The sequence below is a fragment of the Nitrospirota bacterium genome (assembly GCA_016180645.1).
GTDB lineage: Bacteria > JACPQY01 > JACPQY01 > JACPQY01 > JACPQY01 > JACPAV01.
In genome coordinates this window covers 49,468-68,397 of record JACPAV010000010.1, presented here as the reverse complement: position 1 = coordinate 68,397, position 18,930 = coordinate 49,468, and the positions used below count along the sequence as shown (strand labels likewise).

Annotated in this window: 16 protein-coding genes; 1 reads left to right on the top strand and 15 read right to left on the bottom strand. The window is 60.1% G+C overall.

What is annotated here, in order from left to right; translation table 11 throughout:
- Positions 1-51: 51 nt before the first annotated feature.
- The gene (locus HYT87_07970) at positions 52-1,683 is read right to left on the bottom strand and encodes a B12-binding domain-containing radical SAM protein (GenBank protein ID MBI2059691.1); all 1,632 of its coding nucleotides are present in this window, start codon (positions 1,681-1,683) and stop codon (positions 52-54) included.
- Positions 1,684-1,777: 94 nt separating this feature from the next.
- Between HYT87_07970 and HYT87_07965 the strand changes: the two genes are divergently transcribed.
- Positions 1,778-3,403 (top strand): B12-binding domain-containing radical SAM protein, encoded by a 1,626-nt coding sequence (locus HYT87_07965; GenBank protein ID MBI2059690.1) that lies wholly within the window; start codon positions 1,778-1,780, stop codon positions 3,401-3,403.
- Positions 3,404-4,791: 1,388 nt separating this feature from the next.
- On the opposite strand, the gene HYT87_07960 is transcribed toward HYT87_07965, so the two are convergent.
- The 14 genes from HYT87_07960 to HYT87_07895 all read right to left on the bottom strand — a co-directional run bounded on the left by HYT87_07960 (position 4,792) and on the right by HYT87_07895 (position 18,901).
- Positions 4,792-6,333, bottom strand: a complete 1,542-nt coding sequence (locus tag HYT87_07960) for a glycosyltransferase family 39 protein (protein ID MBI2059689.1) — start codon at positions 6,331-6,333, stop codon at positions 4,792-4,794.
- 16 nt (positions 6,334-6,349) lie between these two features.
- A complete protein-coding gene (locus tag HYT87_07955; protein ID MBI2059688.1) occupies positions 6,350-7,105 on the bottom strand; it encodes a hypothetical protein in 756 nt (251 codons plus the stop codon).
- Complete coding sequence (locus tag HYT87_07950; protein ID MBI2059687.1) at positions 7,102-8,970, bottom strand: DUF2723 domain-containing protein; 1,869 nt, start codon at positions 8,968-8,970, stop codon at positions 7,102-7,104. Before HYT87_07950 ends, HYT87_07955 begins: the two co-directional genes overlap by 4 nt.
- Positions 8,939-9,502, bottom strand: a complete 564-nt coding sequence (locus HYT87_07945; GenBank protein MBI2059686.1) for a hypothetical protein — start codon at positions 9,500-9,502, stop codon at positions 8,939-8,941. Before HYT87_07945 ends, HYT87_07950 begins: the two co-directional genes overlap by 32 nt.
- Positions 9,503-9,506: 4 nt before the next feature.
- Positions 9,507-12,968, bottom strand: coding sequence for a hypothetical protein (locus HYT87_07940; protein MBI2059685.1), 3,462 nt, complete (start codon positions 12,966-12,968; stop codon positions 9,507-9,509).
- On the bottom strand, positions 12,968-13,780 hold the full coding sequence (locus HYT87_07935) for a prepilin-type N-terminal cleavage/methylation domain-containing protein (GenBank protein ID MBI2059684.1): 813 nt from the start codon (positions 13,778-13,780) through the stop codon (positions 12,968-12,970). The genes HYT87_07940 and HYT87_07935 overlap by 1 nt, the downstream gene beginning before the upstream one ends.
- Positions 13,780-14,484, bottom strand: a complete 705-nt coding sequence (locus tag HYT87_07930; GenBank protein ID MBI2059683.1) for a prepilin-type N-terminal cleavage/methylation domain-containing protein — start codon at positions 14,482-14,484, stop codon at positions 13,780-13,782. The genes HYT87_07935 and HYT87_07930 overlap by 1 nt, the downstream gene beginning before the upstream one ends.
- 140 nt (positions 14,485-14,624) lie before the next feature.
- Positions 14,625-15,110, bottom strand: a complete 486-nt coding sequence (locus tag HYT87_07925; protein MBI2059682.1) for a type II secretion system protein — start codon at positions 15,108-15,110, stop codon at positions 14,625-14,627.
- Between the two features lie 579 nt (positions 15,111-15,689).
- Complete coding sequence (locus HYT87_07920) at positions 15,690-16,247, bottom strand: prepilin-type N-terminal cleavage/methylation domain-containing protein (GenBank protein ID MBI2059681.1); 558 nt, start codon at positions 16,245-16,247, stop codon at positions 15,690-15,692.
- Positions 16,248-16,361: 114 nt separating this feature from the next.
- The gene (locus tag HYT87_07915) at positions 16,362-16,745 is read right to left on the bottom strand and encodes a type II toxin-antitoxin system VapC family toxin (GenBank protein MBI2059680.1); all 384 of its coding nucleotides are present in this window, start codon (positions 16,743-16,745) and stop codon (positions 16,362-16,364) included.
- Positions 16,742-16,975, bottom strand: a complete 234-nt coding sequence (locus tag HYT87_07910) for a type II toxin-antitoxin system prevent-host-death family antitoxin (GenBank protein ID MBI2059679.1) — start codon at positions 16,973-16,975, stop codon at positions 16,742-16,744. The genes HYT87_07915 and HYT87_07910 overlap by 4 nt, the downstream gene beginning before the upstream one ends.
- 190 nt (positions 16,976-17,165) lie before the next feature.
- Positions 17,166-17,591 carry a HEPN domain-containing protein gene (locus HYT87_07905; GenBank protein ID MBI2059678.1) on the bottom strand — a complete coding sequence of 142 codons (426 nt, stop codon included), beginning with the start codon at positions 17,589-17,591 and terminating at the stop codon, positions 17,166-17,168.
- Positions 17,588-18,109: a nucleotidyltransferase domain-containing protein gene (locus HYT87_07900; protein MBI2059677.1), complete on the bottom strand. Its 522-nt coding sequence runs from the start codon at positions 18,107-18,109 to the stop codon at positions 17,588-17,590. The genes HYT87_07905 and HYT87_07900 overlap by 4 nt, the downstream gene beginning before the upstream one ends.
- Before the next feature lie 72 nt (positions 18,110-18,181).
- Positions 18,182-18,901, bottom strand: coding sequence for an SPOR domain-containing protein (locus HYT87_07895; protein ID MBI2059676.1), 720 nt, complete (start codon positions 18,899-18,901; stop codon positions 18,182-18,184).
- Positions 18,902-18,930: the final 29 nt, after the last annotated feature.

Sequence of the window (18,930 nt, the reverse complement as noted above, 5' to 3'; positions counted from 1 at the left end):
CACGGACGTTCTTGAAACACAGCCTGCGGGGCGGATCCCCCCACTCCACGCTCAGGCCGCAGGTGGGGCGACCGATTGATCCGTGACCGCGGGTGCCGCGACGTCCGTGAGAAGCCTGATCGGCGGCGGGGCCGTGAGGGATGGGGAGAATTCAACATGCGCACGCCTCCCAGAGCTTGCCCACCCAACCTTCGGCCGGCTCCGTGGAGGTCGTCGGAAGATCTCACCCAAGTAGAGATGCCAACTTCCCAACAAACCACCGGCGAATTCCCTGGACCTAATGTAGAAGTTCCTCCAAATCGAAACGAACGGCAGGAGGATGAAATCGAACACTCTCCAATACGGCATGCGGAACAACAGCGGATGCAACACCCGTGGCACTTTGACCAGCAACGGAAGGAGACGCATGTATCTCAGGGCTGCGCCGGCGTGAGGAATTTTCGTAACCGGAAATCCCTTGTACGACCCGAGTCCCTCGATCACTTTCGCATCGCCCTCCGCATCCAGGAACCCATTCGCCTTTGCGTAATCGTACGAAGTCGTCCTGGGGAAGGGATACAGGATGCTCCCGATCGCGCCCGTCGGTTTCATTTCCATGTTCAGTTCGTAGGTTGCGCGCATGTCCGCTTCCGTCTCTCCCGGAGTCCCGAAAATGTTGAGGCTCGCAAACTTGATTCCCAGTTCGTGGAGGATGGCGGCCGCGCGGTGCATGCTCTCATCCTGAACCGGTCGGTTCATCAGCTCCTCCCGGACCCTCCGGCTCCCGGATTCCACGCCCAGATCAACGTAGTAGCAGCCTGCCTCCTTGAGGAGCTGCATCGTGTCCCTTCGGACCCACTCGGGGTAGACCAACATCTTGAAAGGGACTCCCACCTCTTTCTTGTAGGCCCGCGCGAACTCCTGCACCCAGCGTTCATGGATCGTGAAGATGTCGTCATAGAAGTAGATCTCAGTGAACCGGAGCTTCCGCCTGAAGTGGAGAATCTCTTCGATGACACGGCCAACGCTATGGCGGCGATAGTACTTCCCCTTCCCCTTGTGGAGATCGTGATAGTAGCTGTGGAAGCAGTACGAGCACGAGTAGGGGCACCCCCTGGATGTCATCACATGGAGTCGATTCTGGATGATTCCATAGGGCAGATAGATGTCCTTGTCCGGATAGGGCAGGCTGTCCATGTCTTGGATCAGTGGACCGATCTCATTGCGTATGATGGTTTCCCCGCGCTTGAACCACAGGTTGGGAATGTCGGTCCGAGACTCACCTCTGGACATGCTGTCCACTAGTTCGCCGATGGCATTCTCACCTTCACCCAGACACAGCATGTCAATACCGTCATGTTTCAGGACGTGCTCCGGGGCCACGGTAGGATGGATTCCACCCACCAAGACGGGTACCTGGAGCCGATCCCTAAGGTACTTGGACATCTTTTTCACCCATGGGAACAAGGTGGTTGTGGATGAGAAGGCGATCAAGTCGGGTTCAAAACGGTCGGCTCGCCGCAACATGAGCCGTTCGATCCCCAGCCTGGATTGGAGCTTGTCCAGCCAGGGGATTTCACGTTCCACCTCGCCGCACCCTGGGTGGTAAAGCAGGGCCGTTTCGTGGCCCGCACGTTTCAAGACCGCCGAAAGATACTCGATTCCAAGCCACTCCGAATTCCGAAAAACGAAGAGAACGCGCACCCTTAGATCACATCATAGACGCCTATCATCGTCAAGCAGGCATTGGAACACGGCCTTGTCAACATTGCGTCGATCTGGTACTTTGATTCCTGAAGTGGGGAAAATTCTACTTGCCAAGGCGCGCTATCTCACGCCCAACAATTTCGGAATGACGCCCCCTCTCGGGCTCATGTATCTCGCTTCCTATTTGAGGCTGCATTCGCATCACGAAGTACGAATTGTCGATGTTGGCTACGATCAGCATCCGTACGGCGAATTGGTCGACACTTTGCGTGACTTCAGACCGGACTTGGTTGGGTTGAGTGCCCTGACGGCCGAGGCTACGGCGATGCACTGGGCGGCGGCGCAAGTCAAAGCCTGCTGCCCGGATACTCCCGTGATCGTCGGGGGTCCGCACGCCTCGTCCTACCCCAGGGAAGTCCTGTCCGACCCTCGGATCGACTACCTGTGCATCGGTGAGGGCGAGAAAACCTTCCACGAATTCGTCGAGCAGTGGTTCGGAGGAGGGCGACCGGAAGATACGGATGGAATCGCCTTCCGACGGGATAAAGGAGTATTCTTCTCCAAGCGCCGGAATGCCATTGAGAACCTAGATGCCCTTCCCTTCCCGGCGTGGGATCTGGTTGACGTGCATGCCTATGGGAGCCTCAAGAGCATGAGCACCATGGGCCGTCGCCCCTACATGGCCCTCTTCACCTCGCGCGGGTGTCCGTACCGATGCACGTATTGCCACGAGAACTTCGGGAAGGACTTCCGCCCCCGATCTCCGGACAACGTGCTCGCCGAAGTGGATGAGATCATCGGACGCTACGGCATCAAGGACTTTGAAATCGTCGACGATATTTTCAACTGGGATCTGAGTCGAGGCAAGACCATTCTGGACGGGATCGCTTCCCGCGGTCCTGGGACGGCGATTCACTTTCCCAACGGCCTCCGCTGCGATCGGATGGACCGTGAGTTCCTCGAAAAGTCGAAGGAGGCCGGCTGTCAGTACCTCTGCGTGGCCGTGGAAACGGTCACGCCCCGATTGCAACTCATGATCAAGAAAAACCTCAAGCTGGACCGCGTGAAGTGGACGATCGAGGAATCGGTGAGACTCGGTATTTTCACGAACGGTTTCTTCATGCTGGGTTTCCCGTCCGAGACCGAGGATGAGATCCGATCGACGATTGACTTCGCCGTCCGGTCGCCGCTCACCCAGGCCATGTTTTTCATCGTCACCCCCTTTGCGGGAACGGCGCTCGGGGACTGGTATCGAATCCAGCCCGGCGCACAGAAGCCTTCGTTCAGGGATTTCGAGTACTTTCATTCACGATTCAATCTGAGCGCGATTTCGACGGATCGGTTGTACCGGCTTCAGGCCGAGGCCTACCGGGAATTCTACCTGGACGCCCGCCGACTCCTGGGAATCGTCCGCCATCATCCACGGAAATCCCACCTCCCCGAACTGGCTTGGACCACTTTGAAGCTCATGCTTCTGAAAGACCGCGGAAACCTCAATCCCGCCGCGCTGAGGATCCTTCAGGCCCCACCGCACTCCCCTCCCGACCTAGCTCCCCCGGGGCGAGCTGAGGCGCCGGTAGAATCTGAGGTTGGGTTGGGACTCCACGAGATCCCATCCGTGGAGTGTCGTCTCGAGCCGCTTCAAGTCCCGATCTCGCCAGTACAGGGCCCAAGTGACTACCATAAGCCCTGGGTTCCCCGCCACCCCCTCCAGTAAGGTAAAATCCTCCTGATACGCGCCGTTAAAGAGCGTCGGGACCCAACCCGGTCGCGTCCGTCTGGGATCGAGGTTGAGGGGATGCAACCGGGGGCGTACGGGTGGGGGAGAAAGATGCAGCACGTAGGGATAGGCTTCGCTTGGGTACACCCACACGTCATTCCCCTCTCCCATCCCCTCGTACGCCCGGTTGAGAAGGGGGCGTGCATCGGGAAGAAGCGATGGATGCTTCCCCGTCAGCAAGAGAGCCAAGGACAGAAACAGTCCGCACACAAGGGCACCAAGAGCGATCCCTCTCATTAATCCGGAGAGCGAGAGAAGTCCAAGAACAAGAAGTGCGTATAGCGCCGGAGTTACCGCCATGAAGGATCTAGGGTGGAACAGGTGTGGGGCGCCGCGAATCGCGAAGATGGCGAAGTATGCGATGATCGGCATGAATGATACGAGACCGCAATACAGCGCGGCCCTCCCCCCCTCCCGTTCATGGCCGCGACCAGAGTGGACGACCCCAGCGATCGCTCCAAAGATCACCGGAGGTCCCAAGAACCACGGAAGGACATCCCTGAGGAACCGGACGAAGGCACCGGCATTCACGAGTCCTCCGAACATCGGCTCATGCGAGAGCCGTTGCCATTCGACGACGGTGGGAGACCAAAGCCAGAACTCAACGTTGAAGAGCACGTCGGAAGCGAGCTTCAACGGGCCATTGTCCATGCTCACGGCAAAGTTCAGGAAACCTCGTTCATAGCCGGGGGGCCAGCCCCAGACTTGGCTCAAGCACAGAAGCGCGGGGGGGAGATGGGCCAGAAACCATTTCGTCCACGACAGACCCCGTCCGCCCAGTACCGCTTGAGTCAGCCCCAATCCAGCGCAGAAATAGGCGGAGGGCAGTGCCAACCCCACACACGCGGTCTCTGAGAGGGACAGGAGCACCCATGTCCGATGGCGCACGTTGGGTCTGCATGACCCCCAACCCGCCCAGACCGCCATGAGCGCGAAGGGGAGCAAGAGGGAATACTCCTTCAGCTCACCGCCATGGACAACCTGGAATGGGCTTAGGGCCACCAGCGCCGTCGTCCCCGTGGCCACCCTCCGTCCGAACATGGATTGGAAGACGAGGTAGCTCATGACCATCGATGCGCTCAAGGCGGCCAGCATGACGAGTGTGGGGCGCACTCCTTCCTTGGACCTGATCCCAAACAGCTTCAGGGCCGCCGGGTACAAGACGTTCCCACCCAACAGCTTCTCCGAGGCGCCCCACAGGGCGCTCCCATTTGCTTTCGCCGCCTCAAGCCGCCACACCTCATCGAATGTCGGCTCCCTCCGGAGCCACAACGCGCGCGCGCCGGCTCCCAACATGAAGAGAACCACGAGCAGGGCCGCGCGCTTCATGGCATCCCCAGCTGTCGACGGCGGTAGATGCGAAGGTTGGGTCTCTCGACGGTGAGATCCCATTCGACCGGCCCGTCTTGCAGGCTCGACAATTCCGGATCCTTCCAATGGAGCGCCCACGGGACAACCAGGAGCCAACGAACATCCGGATCCCTCCAGGAGGACAAGTCCTCGATGTATCGGGGGTCGACCAACGTCGGCCCCCAGGAGAGGTCCGCTCGCGCGGCCCTCATCTCCGTCGGACGGATCCTGTCTCGAGCCGGTTCCGGGAGGAGTTTTCGCACATACGGAAAGGCCTCCGAGGGGAAAACGGCGGCGACCTCGCCATTCCCGAGCTCCGACGCCCACTTTCGAAGAGTCGGTCCGAGCGGCCTTTCCTGGTCCGGATGTCTCCCCAAGCTCATCAGAATCAGAGATATTCCGGCGGCGCCCAAGATGGGCGCCATCACCCACCTCGCGCCTCCACTCAACCGGGCAGCGCCGATTGAAAGAAGCACATACAAGCAAGGGGATGAGCCGTAAAATACCCGAGCGTACATGAGATGGGGATGTCCGAGGATCGCGAAAAAGATCCCGTAGGCGAGAACGGGGCCCACGGCAAGCATGAAGCACCATCCAAGAACTCCGCTGCTCCGTTGCACGGGCGCGCCGCGCCGCCAGCCGAAGAAGCCGAGGAGAAGGATGGGAAGTCCGAGCAGCCATGGCAGGATGTGTTTGAGGAACCAAAGGAGGTGATAGGCCGTGAACACTCCTCCGGGGAGCGGGGTTCCCCTGAGCCCCAGTTGAACGCGGGCCGGCGGATCCCACACCCACACCTGCACGTACACCACGAGGTCTGTCGCCCATTTGAGGACGTCGTTTCGGACGGTTCCGCCGAAATGGAGGAAACCTGGCAGGTAGCCCTGGCTCCACGTAGCAATGGTCCATCCCGCCAGCAGGGCGGCCGGGGCATGGGCCGCCATCCAGCTTCTCCATCGGAATCCGCGCACGCCATGCACGATCACCTGAGCGATTCCGAGGGCCAGCCAGAACCACGCCGTGGGCAACGCGAGAAGGACTCCAAGCACCTCCGTCGCGGCAAGCGCGCACCACGTCCACCCTCGCCTGCCGCCGGGCTGCGCGGCTTCCCATCCCAGCCAGGTCCCCAAGAGAGTGACCGGCAGAAGGATCGAATACTCCTTCAACGAAACACCGTGGAACACTTGGAAGGGACTTAGCGCGAGGGCCACCAGTGTCCATTGGGCGATGCGACTTCCGAACCAACGGCGAAAAATCCTCCAAGCCATCCACATGCCCATCATGAAGGCGAGGATTCCAGGCCAGCGACTCCAGGGGGAGACCTCGTCGACAATTCCAAACAGTTTCAAGAAGGCCGGGTAGGCCGGGTTGCCTCCGAGCAGGAGCAACGATCGTTTCCAGAGATCCGGCCATGGTGCTTCGGCCGAAAGAAGCCTCCACACCTCATCGAAGCCGGGTTCAGGAGGCACGACGAGGAGGCGCAAGACCACGCCCAGCACGATCCAGAACGGAAGGATCAAGGTACCCGGGAGAGGATTACTGTCCTTGTGAAGCCGCGAGGTCCGCGGCCAGCAGATGGACGTAGGCGTTCACCCAGAGCTTCAGCTTGGCCTCTTTGAGTCTTTCCCAATCCGGCCCGATGTTCTTGCCGATCTGCTTGTAGTACTGGGAGACATTGATGTAGTTACCCGCCTCCTCCTCCAAGAACTTTTCATGAGATTTTTTCAAGGTGGCCGTGAAATTGGATGCCCTCGGCATGCTGCCGAGGGTGACCAGGCTCTTGTAATACTCAACCAAGTCCCGACCCGTGTCCGAATCCACCACCTTCTTGGCCACGGCTTCAAGGCGTCCCCCGAGCTGCGTCAGTGCCGCATCCGTGGGTTCGGGCGGCGGCATGGAGCGCAGGTCCGTTTCGCCGATCCTGCGTTCGATAAAGTTCATGAGCGCCTCCCAGTCCACCGTGGGGAGACTGAAGGGGGCCGGGGGGCCCGGAACGACCCAGCGAGGGGCCGACCCCGGGGCCGGGCCTTCCGCGGGGACGGGCGCCTGCGTTCGCCCCTCGGGCTCCGGCTCACTCACGGGCCAGGTCCGCCGGGTCGAATCCGCCTGAGGGGTTGAAGCCGAGGGCGCCCGCGCACTGGGCAGACGGGGGGCTTCCGCCGGAATTGAAGGGGTGGCTGCCGGGAGAAGTGACTGCAGCGCCCTTCGGGACCGGATGCCGAGGGCCACCGCCGCGATGAGGACCACGGTGGTGAGCACTATGAGCAGGACGAGGGTACGGTAGCCTTTCAAGTGGTCCTTCGATAGGAGGAGCCCGCCAGGCGATAGCCGTCCACCGCCTCCCTCAAACGCCCCTTGGCAAAGTCATAGGCGGCCCACTGGTAGAGCGTCTGAGTCAAGACCTCTTCGTCGATGGGTGTGGTGCGGTCGGTCTCCCAAATCCGAAGCAGCTTCCGTTTCGTAATCGGCGCCACCGGCCCGCCAAAAGCGTACAGGAACCCGCGCCTGGAAAACTCCTTTCCTCCGACTGGGTTGGAGGGGAGGAATCGATAAGGAAGGTTTTGCTCCGTCAGACCGTCCGCCGCCAGGTAGATGTACTCCCGGAAATCACGAACCCCCGTCCTCACGAATGCAGACATCGTCCGTGCGTCCACCTGCGATGGGAAGCTCCATGCGGCATGGGTCTCCGTGTAAATGGGAAATCGAGCGATATTTCGGGCGACGAGCTGCGAGACGTATACGTCCCACAGGGGAAGGGCGCAGGAGAACTGGCCCGCCGGAAGGCGGACCAAAGGCGGCAGGAGATCCGGGTGCCGCTCCTCCACCCGTCGGGCCCCGCCCTCGGTGAAAAACATCGGGAGATAGGCCAGCACCACGTCCGGCCGGCGCAATTCGACAAACTGGATGTACTCCGTCACGAGGGCGAGCCTTTCATTTGCGGCGACATACAGGGCGCGTCCTTCCAGTTCCGCAAGAATCTCCTCCCCCAGCCGCCGGGCGATCTCACTCTGGGAGACTCCCTTTCTCGCAAGATCGTACACGTTGAAGGCGGCTGCGAGCCAGCCGCCCGCCCCGATGAGCAGTACGGCGGCGAGGGCCGGACGTCTCCACCGGAGGGAGGCGATTCCCACCAGCCCCGCTCCCGTCAGCCACAGGAGCGCCACGACGATCAGCAGCGAGTACCCCTCGCGTTCTTGGGAAGGATTGAGAAGCGCCAACGCGGAAAAAAGAATGAGCATGGGAATCATCAGGGCGGAGAGTCGAAAATAGCGACGAATCAATCGATAGAGTCCGTAGAGCGCCAGCGGTGTGACCACAGCGGCGAACTGCGGGAGGAAGACCTGGATGGAGTCCGAGGCGCGATCGACCGCCAGGACGGGGACAAGGTCCGAGCCGTAGTATTTCCGAAAACCGGTCTGGAGAGTAGAGAGCCAATCGGCGGGAGTTCGCGCGAAGGCATAGGAGAGCGGCACGGAGGCTTGGGACCGGACGAGGAGGAACAGATTCACGCTCATGGCGGCCGCTTGAACGGCCATGTACAAGCCGAACTCCCTGAGTCGCCGGCCATTGGGGAAACCGGACGCCAGAACGCCTCCGCCCAGGAGCGAAATGGGGAGGAGCGCCGGGTGGTACGCGGCCAGGAACGAGAAAACGGCGTAACCCACTCTGTGGGCGCCGGCAGACCCATGCAGGCACCAGAGGCCCAAGGCCAAGAGGAGCAAGGCAGGCAGTGTGTTCTCCGCCTGGATTGATTGGCCCATGAAGGCATGGGAGAGACCCACGGCCGCCAGCAGGCCGACCACCGCCCAGAGCACCATCGGTTTCATCCGCCCGGCCAAGCCGGACTCTCGATTTCCGATCGATCGCATCAGCGCCATCATCAGCACCCCCAAGGTGGCGGTTCCCAGGAGTGCCGAAAACCAGCTGACACGGAGGGCCGCGGAGCCCAGGGGCATGAGCGCAAAGAACTTGGCGGGGATCACATAGAGGGGATAGCCCAGGAAGTGCGCCGGCGCCAGGAGATGCGCGGCGGATATCAACTCACCCGAATCGCCCCAATCCACATCGGGGTGCAGCAGGACCAAGTACACCCCGTAGGCAGCCGCGCAGAAACCTCCAACGGCTCTATTGCCTGAGAATCCCCTTGCAGTATTCATGGTTCAGCCGATTCAGATAGAGACTCATGTAGAGTCCGCCCTTGGCCTTCTGGGCTTCCTCCGGCGCAGTCTTCTCCATCCGCTTCCACTCTGCCAGGGAATCGGCGTATCGCTGTGGGACTTCCCGATTTTGCCGTTCCAGTTCTTTGCATGTCTCCAGCATCTTTCGGCGTGATTCCGGGTCCCTCTCGCCCATGGAGGCGGCCACCTGCTGCGGCAGCATTCCGGTCGTCTGCTTGTACGCCTCCCGGATGTCTCTCTCCACGTCCCGAGACGCCTGATCCAGATTCTCCGGGAAGGGGCGCTCCATGAGTTTTTTCACTGCCTCTCCTCCGCCCGCGGGGAGTCTAGGCGGCGTCGGGATGGGGGTCATCGGCGGGACGGCCGACGGCTCCCCTGCCGGCTTCGCGGGAGCTTGGGCCACCGGCGGCGCTTCCCCCCTTTCGCGAACGGCCCGCTGGGCGAGATAGATGCCGATGGCGACCACCACCGCGGCCGCGACCACCCCCAGAATCAGACGGCTGCGTTTCAAACTTCTATAGGGGCGAATTCGAGATGACTTGAACGAGTTGAACGAGTTGTTGGATCGGGAATCCCAACTGCTGGAGCTTCTCGTCGTACCGGCAGTCCGCGCCGCCGCAGAGCTGTTCGTTGATCTTGATGCACGGCTCGTTGTAGACGGTGCAACTGAACCCGAAGAAATTGCAGAATCCCTCAAGGCTGTCGAACACGTCGGTGGGAGAGACCATATGCCGAACCATCAGGTTTCCGTTCGACCGGATCGCATTGGCGTTGAAGATCGAAGATTCTTCGTACCCGGCCTTCCCGTTGGAATAGATCACGCCGTAGTTGGCCTTGCCGTCGAACATGCCGGTGTTGAAGCAACCGATGTTCAGGAGGAAGGCGCAAATGGAGTTGAAATCAACTCCACTGCACACGAAGCTCTCCATGCCCAACCCTTGGGCGGTAAACAGGTCGCCGCCGGCCACCACGATCAGGCTGTGGTCCTTGTCTTTCGCAAAACTGTAACCGTCGTCGCACACATTGTTGTCATTCACCAGCATGGAGCTCATGTGCTCCGGGTAAACTTGCGGGCCCATGGACACCATGTTTCCCAGCCCCACCAAGGTCTGGTTGGTGGCGATGCTTCCCATGGAGAAAATCGTGCCGTACACGGCCATGTTCTGGTATGGGAGACCGATGATGCAGGGGCTTCCGTAGGACCACAGTTCGAGATCGGCGTGACCTTTGAACACCGGCTGGGAGTAACCCCAGTAATTGGCGTTAAGCGTATTCGTTGAGCAACCGCCTCCGATCGGCGCCGAGGCGGCCCAGCCACCACCGTTCCAGTACGTGAAGTTGTTGTTATTCGGTTGGCCGAAATACTGTTCGGCTTCGTGGTCCTGCTGCCAGGCCAGGCAGTTGTTGGGGGCCGCGGGGAACGACAAAGCCGCGCACATGTTGGAATCGTTGTCACTGGTGTTGGCCGCATTGCTGTCAAAGGCGTGCCGGTGCACGTGCGATCCGATGGGAGTCATTTGAATCGCCTGCTTCCTCGATTCGCTGATGTCCAGCGCAAAATCGATGGGATCGGTGGTCCCCGACCCTTTGCTGCATGGGGCGTGGCAACAGAGGTCTCCCCGTGCGGCCAGGGTGTTATTGTTGTAGGCCACGGATGCATCGGAGACTCTTCCGGGGTGAAGGTCCATCCTGGTCCGCCCGCCGGCCTTGAGGACCAGATCATGCAGGTCCCGTGTCTTCCACTTGTAATGGCCGACGGAGTGCCAGGCGGAGTTGGCCGGTGTGAAGTTGTTGGGGGCCCAGATACCCGGATCTCCAAGATTATTCCCCTCCGGAGTCTGGGGGTTCTCATCCGCCAGGTTGCCATTGGCGTTGGTGTCGCGCACGGTGGGGGTTAGCCCGCGCACCAAGATGAGCGAATCATCCTTGATCGTGTTCGCCAGGTTGGTTTCTCCCCCGAAATTGGGCCTCGGGCCGAGGAGCATATAGGGCGACGAGGTCGGACACGAAATCCCGAACAGGCCGAGGATCGGATTGAGGATCGAGCAGATCAGTTGATAGCCCATGAGGGTCGCTTCCGTCAGCGGGCCAACATCGGCGCCCTTGATGAAGGCATCCCCCCGCACATAGATCATGCTATTTTCCTTGGTCCAAACATGGAAGTCGTATTTCCCCACGCCCAGGGACATGAGCTGCCCTTCCAAGCATGGCAGAATCGTGCAGAGGCGGATCTCATCTGAAAGGTTCGCGTCGTACACTTCGAGATTTCCCAAAACGTAGAGCCGGCTGCCCGGGTTCAACTTGAAATGGTTCCGGAACCGCGCGTTGCCCTTCACCACCACGGTGCCCCCTACATTGTAACCACAGTGGACATCCCGGATGCAGCCGGGGATGCACGGGATACAACACGTCGGATTGGTCAGGTTGCAGCCGGTTCCGAAGAGGTCGGCGAGGCCGCACGAACCGTTGCAGCTTGAGCAGGGGTTGCACTTGCACTGACCGTTGCACGTGGTGGTCCCGAGGATCGGGCAGGTGCAGGGGTTCGCGCTGCCCGTCACGTCCAAGTTGCCGTTGATGATCAAGTTTTGGATCGTGTTGCTCCCGCTGATAACGCCGTCGCCCGTCAGGCAGAGCGGATCGAAAATCGTCGCCCAAGTCGTGTTGGACGAGCACCCGAGACTGATGTTGGGCACGGAGCCCGCATTGGAGTCGGAGACGTTGCCATTGAAGGTGGGAAGGGCGGCGGTCCACGCCCAGCCGGCGCCGATGGAAGCCACCGTCGTATCGTCCGTGTAAGGCTCGCTGTATTCGATCGTCCCGTTACTGTTGTCGTCCCATTTGCAGGAAATCATCCCGTCGATTCCGCCGTTGTCGAACCGGGTCCCGCAACCGGGAGGGTTCTTGCAGTTATCGATGCAATTCATCAGGTCGGTAAAAGGCTTGTAGCATTCCTTACCGATGGAGCCGACGCTGTCGGGCGGTTTCTTGCAGGCTTCCGGGAAGGGAATCTTCATCACGTGGTTGTCGATGTCGTGCTCCTGAGACCCGTTGAGAACACGGGGCCAGTCCCCGCCGTGGACGGTGGCGCTGTTGTTGTCGAACACGCAGTTGGAAGTTGTATCAGGATCGCAAGCGATTCTGTCCTTTTCTTTGGGAGTGTGGAACACTTCCCCGAGAGCAATCAGATCGTTCGGATCCTCGGCGCCTGCGCCGAAGTAGGCCATCCCGCGGTCCACCGTGAAATCACCCCAACTGATCGTGGCGCCCGCCGGCGACCCCCATGTCAATGTTTCTTCGATAAAGATCGGGTAATCGAAAGGGGAAAGGAAAGCCATGGTGAACACGACGTCGCAGGATTGAGCGGTCAAGGATTCGCTGCACCCGTCCTGGCGGCAGATCTCCACGGTGAGACCTATTCCCAGCAGCGTACGCATGATGGTCCCGGCATCCGGATCCGGATTAAGCGTCGGGTCGGCCGGTTTCCGGATATCGACTGAATTTCGGACCCGGTAGGATGCGCTCACGTTCCCCCCCTCCGAGTTCCTCCAATTCTCGACGTCTTGGTCGCACTTGATCAGGAATCCATTCCCCAAGTTCTTGGTCGTCCCGCTCAGATTGACACCGACTGTAAGATCGGTGAACGTCTGACCGTTTCCGCTGGCAACGAGGTTACTTGCATACTCGCTCTTGGGCTTGCCTTGGATGTAATTGACCGCCGATTGAAATCCGGTCTGCGTTTCCCCACTCGCATACTTGTGGGACCCCATCAGGCGACTATAGATCATGGAAATCGCGGCCATCTTGGAGAGCCGGTTGCTCTTGCCGAACATCTTGTCCTGCTCTGCATTAATGGTTTTGTGCCAGTGAACGGCTTCCCCTCCGGCGGCGGTCATCATGACGGTGGTCACGGCCAGCATCATGAGCACAAGGATGAGTACAAAGCCTTTCTGATTCCCGAGGGTGTCTCTCGCCGACATCAGAAGGGCCTCCGGTTCCCGCCGCCAGGGGTTTGGAAATCATTGAGGATAACCTGCGAGGACGCCCACGTTTGATCCAGCCAGCCGCTCCCGGCCGGGGATGGGGTGGGAAGCGCGACGAAAGCGGAGGCGCAGCCGGTTTCCACGCAGACCCTCGCCTGGACGACCAGCTCAATTCGCTTGGGCGTGCCGGCATTGCAAGCGACGGGAAGGTTGTCGTTCGTGTAGCAATTGAATTGGATATTCCGGAACTGGAGTGTTCCGGAGGGGAGCGGCGCCCCTCCCACCCTGCCGTTGCCGCGGCAGAAGTAATCTGCGGCGGGATCGGACGTCTGACAACTGCCATTCCCATCCATGTTGCAATTTCCCGCCCAATTCCCGGTCGCCGTCCTTGCGAGGCACCAATAGCCTGTTCCAGTCGTCAGCGCGCCGAAGTTCACGGTTCCCTTCGCTTGGACCACATGGGCAGTGGTGTTGGCCACCCCCATCTCCCCCGCCGTCTTGCTGACCGAGTATTCGAATCCCATCCGCCTGCAGGGGTTGCCGCCACAGTTCGACGTATTTACGACCGTCATCGACCCCTGAAACCCCCCACTGGCCTTGGCGATGGTCTCGATGACCTGGTTTCCCACGATGGCCATGGTTTGCTGGGCGCGGCGAATGTTGGCCTGCATCCGGTAGGTGCGGTTGAAGGCGGCAAACATGGCCATGCTGGCGGCCGCTATGATTCCCGTAATGGCCATCACCACCAGGAGTTCCAAGAGCGTGAATCCCATCCGTGGCTCGCGGTCCTGCTTCAAGTTGTTTCCCATCAGCAGCCCAGGAAAAGCGGTTGAGACTTGGTGTAGGTTTGCCCCCGCTCTTGCCACTGCACCGTTAGCGTCACTTGCCGGGCGAGAATATTCTGCCCCGGAGTAGCCCCTTCGCAAGCGTTATAGGTCTGCACATTGCCGCCGATGCCGGCGCTATCGGCCCTGTTGGTAATCGCCCAGGAAATCCTATAGCGGGTGGTGTCTTGGTCCAGCCGGTCAGGGTCATAACAGGTTGTATTGATAGGCCCACCGACCGGGCAGGTTCCGAGTGCGTTGTTGCCATTGATGATATTCTCCGACTGGTTCGTTTGTGTATTGAAGAACTTGAACAGGCAATTCTGGACGGTCGTGTTGGCGCTTGTGCATGTCAGGCCACCGCTCCCTGCATCCATCCGGGGATTGGTTGTGAACGTACCGGCACCGGCCCTATTGAAGAAATTGTCCACCAGCGGCACGTTCTGAGTCACCGAGAAACCGATACCGGGGTTATTGGCAGAGTTGACGGTAGAGACCTGCATGAGCAATTCATTGAGGATGTGCAGGCCCTGAGACTGATGGAACGCAATCTGCACGCTCTGCTGGATACGAAGGAGCGCCGTTGCCGTGGCGGTGAGGCCCACGGCAAGGATCACCATGGAAACGAGGAGTTCGACGAGCGAAAAACCGCCCTTGGGTCCGATATTAGGAACAGTCTCAACCTTCACAATGCCATGAGAGATAACAAGAACCGTGCCAGCCCGTCTCGCAAGGTCCAGGAACTTATGGAATTACAGTAGGTTACGATGGCAGAGGACAGCATTCGTTGCTTGGAACCGTGGTATTGAAAAAAAAGACGGATCTTGGACTAATAGCAGGCGGGGCAGCCCGGGGGTTGGCCTGGGCAGCAGCACCCTGCGAGGTTCGGACATATGCCCGCTCCGCCGCAATTCGCGCCTCCACACGCCGTTGCCGTTATGTTGGAGGAGCCTGATGAAATCCCGTATTTTGTATTTCCGTTGGGATGCCAGAGGGTTGCCGTGTACGTGGCGGGGTTGGCCGCCGGGGCGGGAACGTAGGTTATTGCGCAGCTCGTGCCCTGGATCTTGGAGGCCAGGAATGAGTTTGTGCACAGAAGATTGCACTGACCCACAGTAGGGATGTACTTCATGTTCAAGCTGAAGTACTGTTCATTCGCCACGCCGAACTTGATGGCATCGGCATTGCAACCAACATTTCTGGACTGCGCACGATAGCCTACATACGAGGAAGTGGCGATGGCAGACAGCACCCCGATGATCGCAATGACGACGAGGAGCTCGATGAGAGTGAACCCAAGCAGGAGCCGCTTCATCTTGCCCACCTTACTCCATGCCTCTAGAACTTGCAAGCGGGCCGGTCTGGGAGGGAGGAGCCACATGAGCAGGGGGCGTTCACCGGCACGCATTTTCCGGGACCCGACAGACAGCCCGGCGCGGCATCCGGCCCGCAGGGCTGTTCTGAAATTCCTTCCGGGGTGGCCGTGTAGATCCGGGTGCCGCGAGGATGAGAAATCTTCGCAGTGTAAGTAGGCCTACCCGTCTCTGAAGGCTCGATTTCAAGACTCAACCACTGAGTACCCGCTTTTGATAATCCAAAGGAATTATCGCAAAGCGCGGCACAGTCGCTCGTGTAGACGCCGTGATCGACGAAGAACCGTTCCTCTGCCACCCTGAGTTCCCGAGCATCGACTTGGGCGCTTGCATCGCGGCTGCGGACCGCATACGCCCGATAGCTTGGGAAACCGAGCAACATGCATGAGGCGAGGATCGTGAGAGCGATGAGAAACCCAGGCAGCGGGAGAAACGAACTGAAACTACGACTTGGAATCAGCCGGAATCCCTCGACCCAGCCAATCATTGACCGATTGGATGGAACTTACCTGATGTTCGGATCAATCGCTGGAGGCGATAAAAGTCTGGACCGCAACCACACCATTCACACAGTTCGTGACCGTGACCGCGCATGCGGGTGGCGCGGGAATCAGTGCAACTTTGCCTTGAGCCGCGGCCACTCCAAACAGCGCTGTGTTTGCGGCTACTGCCGGGCAAGCGCCGGAAACCGAACTGCCCGAGAAGGGCGAAAGAGGTAGTGGAGCGCCACTATCCCAGTACGTCGCCGTGCCATAGGCGGCACAGCACGCCGCCGCATTCAGAATTCCGGCGGCTGCCCCCGTCTGCGTCTTTGGAACCTGACCTGCCGCAAAAGCATCCATGCAGCCCTGAACCCACTTTTGCGCCTGATTCCCAGACAGCAACAGCGAACCGGATTTCGCTCTTTCGCGATATCCGAGGTACTGCGGAATGGCGATTGCGGAGAGGACTCCCATGATGGCGATGACGACGAGGAGCTCGATCAGGGTGAAACCACTTCGGCTCCCTTTGGAAATACTAACACCGGTCATGATTGAATTGCGGCTCATTCGCGATCTCACCATAGAATTTCCTCCCATTCAGGGCAATACTGGCAAAAACCCACATGTGTGTCAAGCGCCAATCGGAGGCCGCCATCGGGACGGCGGATGACCGGTGGGAAGCGAAATCCAGCAGCTTGGGATGCGGCTCTCTCACCAGATCACTTCGACACCGTACGCGCGGAAGGTCCGGTCGCCCGTCACCATCGGCATGCTTTCGGCCAAGGCCTGCGCCACCAACAATCGGTCGAACGGGTCGCGGTGATGGAACGGCAGTTTCTCCACGGCGGCAGCATGGGACCACTCCACCGGCAGGAGACGGAGACCCTGCTCCATCTTCTCGGCGACATACTCTCGGACGGGCGCCGGCAGCACGAGCCGAGCCAAGCTCGCTTTGATGGCAATTTCCCACACGCTCGCCGCGCTGAGAAAGATCTCGTCCCCCTTCTTCTCCAAGGCGCGGAGCGCCGGACGGCTCAATCGCCTGTCCCCGGTTACAAACCATAGAAAGGCATGCGTGTCCAAGAGCACTCTCACTTTGAATACTCCTTCATGTCGTCAAGGGGCGCATCGAAGTCCGAGCCGAGAACCACCCGTCCCTTGTCGCAACCGAACCGGAGCCGGCGGTCGGGCAGCGTGGGTGGGCGCAATTCGGCCACGGGACGTCCTCGTTTCGTAATCACGTACGCGCGGCCTTTTCGGACCTCCTCCAAGACCTCCGAGAGATGCGTCTTGGCTTCAAAGGCTCCGATCTCTCTTGCTTTCATACCTACTAGTCTACAGGTCTAGTCTGATTGGTCAAGCGGCTTCGTTCCCCGGTGCGGTCACGGCTCAAATGGAAAGCGCGGGCCATCTTGTCGATCCTCTGCGCCTCGCTCCCGTCCGTCTCCGGCTCAAGGAGGCTGCGTTCCCCACCGGATGCCGGCCCTCGCGCTTCAGTTCACGCGGACGCGGCGATCACGCCGGTCGGGAGGGCAGGATGCGAAGGCAAAGGGCATGGGCGCGCTTCAGCCCGTCCACGGCCCGCCTCGCCATTTCCCTGGTGATGATCTCCTGGGGTGGAAGATGCCTGTCTTCGTCACCACAGAAACTCAGTTCGCGATACTCTCGCAGGAACGCCGACAGATCGCACACAAAGTCCATCTCTTCCCGGCTCCACCCGGAGAACCGCGCGGGACACGACCGAATGACCTTGCCCGGATCATGCGTTTTCGGTGTCTCGATCCCCAGGAATCGCAGGACGCCCTTCAATAGCAACTCCAAAGATTCCTGCGCCCAGCGGACGGCAAGAGCCCATTTTGCGTCCGCATGCGCCGTCTCCACCGTTCGGATCATGTCTTCGCCGTGTGAGAAGAGATTTCGCCAGATCTCGTGATTGGTCATATCTCGATGATGTCGCCCGGCTTGTAGTCAGGTTTCAGATCCCAGAACCATGTCCCGTCCGGAAGGTGAATTCGCTTCGAGCCGAGTGCTTTCAGCCGGGACCGGATCACGTCCAGTGTCATTTTCATGTAGTCACCACGGTCGTAGAGGATCCTGCCGTCCTCCGTGATGTCAAGAAGGATCGGCGTGTGCCAGTCGATGTCCTCCTTTCGCTTGATCAGCACGGCCAATTCGGCGAAGTAACCTTGGCCCACGAGGCGGGACTTCAGAGGCTCGACGGAAGCTTCAGCGGAACGGATCAGGTGGAGTCTCTGGTCATACGGCGTCGGAATGGGATCACCCGTGACCAAGACATCGATGTCCGAGTGCTTCTCGGCTTCGCCACGCGCGACCGAGCCGTAGAGCACAACGGACAGGAGGCGATCTTTCCAGTCCCGAACCAAGGCTTCAGCGAACGCCCGCGCCAGTTCCTCCAGTCTTGCGCTGTGTTCTCTCCGGTTCGGATCTTGACGGCTCACCCTTTCATCCTGACATGAAGACCCGGACGCTTCAAACAGGCACGAGCAAGCCTGGTGAAGGCCGCAGGCGGGCTACCGGCCTTCGTGGACGATGATGCCGGCGAGTTTTTCGCGGTTGACGAGCTTGGAGTGGAGGGACTGGGCTTGCGCCTCGGAAGTAACCTTGCCGACGCGAACACGGTACCACAATCCGCTCGGCAGGTTGGCCTTTACAACGTACGCTTCGTAGGCTTTCGATTTCAAATTGTTCGCGAATCGGTCCGCCAGCGGCCGCTCCCGGAAGGCGGCGACTTGGACGGAGTAGTAGCTTGAGCCGGTGGCGAGTGGCGAGTGGCGAGTGGCAAGTGAGGGAGCTGGTTTGGGTTTCACGGAGGGGACGAATGTTGGTTTCGGTTTCCGGACCGGCGGCGGAGGCGTGAGTTCCACAACCTCCCGTTTGATCTGCGGTGGAGCTGCCTCCCGGGTGGGTGGCTCAGGCTCGGCCATGGGGAGCGGCGCGGACTCAACGGGAGGAGTCGCCATTCCCGGCTCCGGAGCCGCGGAGGCATCCAACTCCTTCAAAATCCGCTCTTCGTCGATCGCCCCGCTTTTCTTGTCGCCCGCCTCACCCGGCACGGTCGCCGATGCCAGCGTTGGCCTGGCCTGTCGTTTCGCCACGATGTTCCCGACAAGAACTCCGGAAAAGAAAACAACGACCACGAAAAGGCCCGCGACTCCAAGCAGGAGCGCGAATTGCTTCGGATCGGCGCTGAATTCGTAACGCGAACTGGTTCGACCGATGTTGTCAGCCATTGAATCGTGAACCGGCCGCTCCGGGCTCC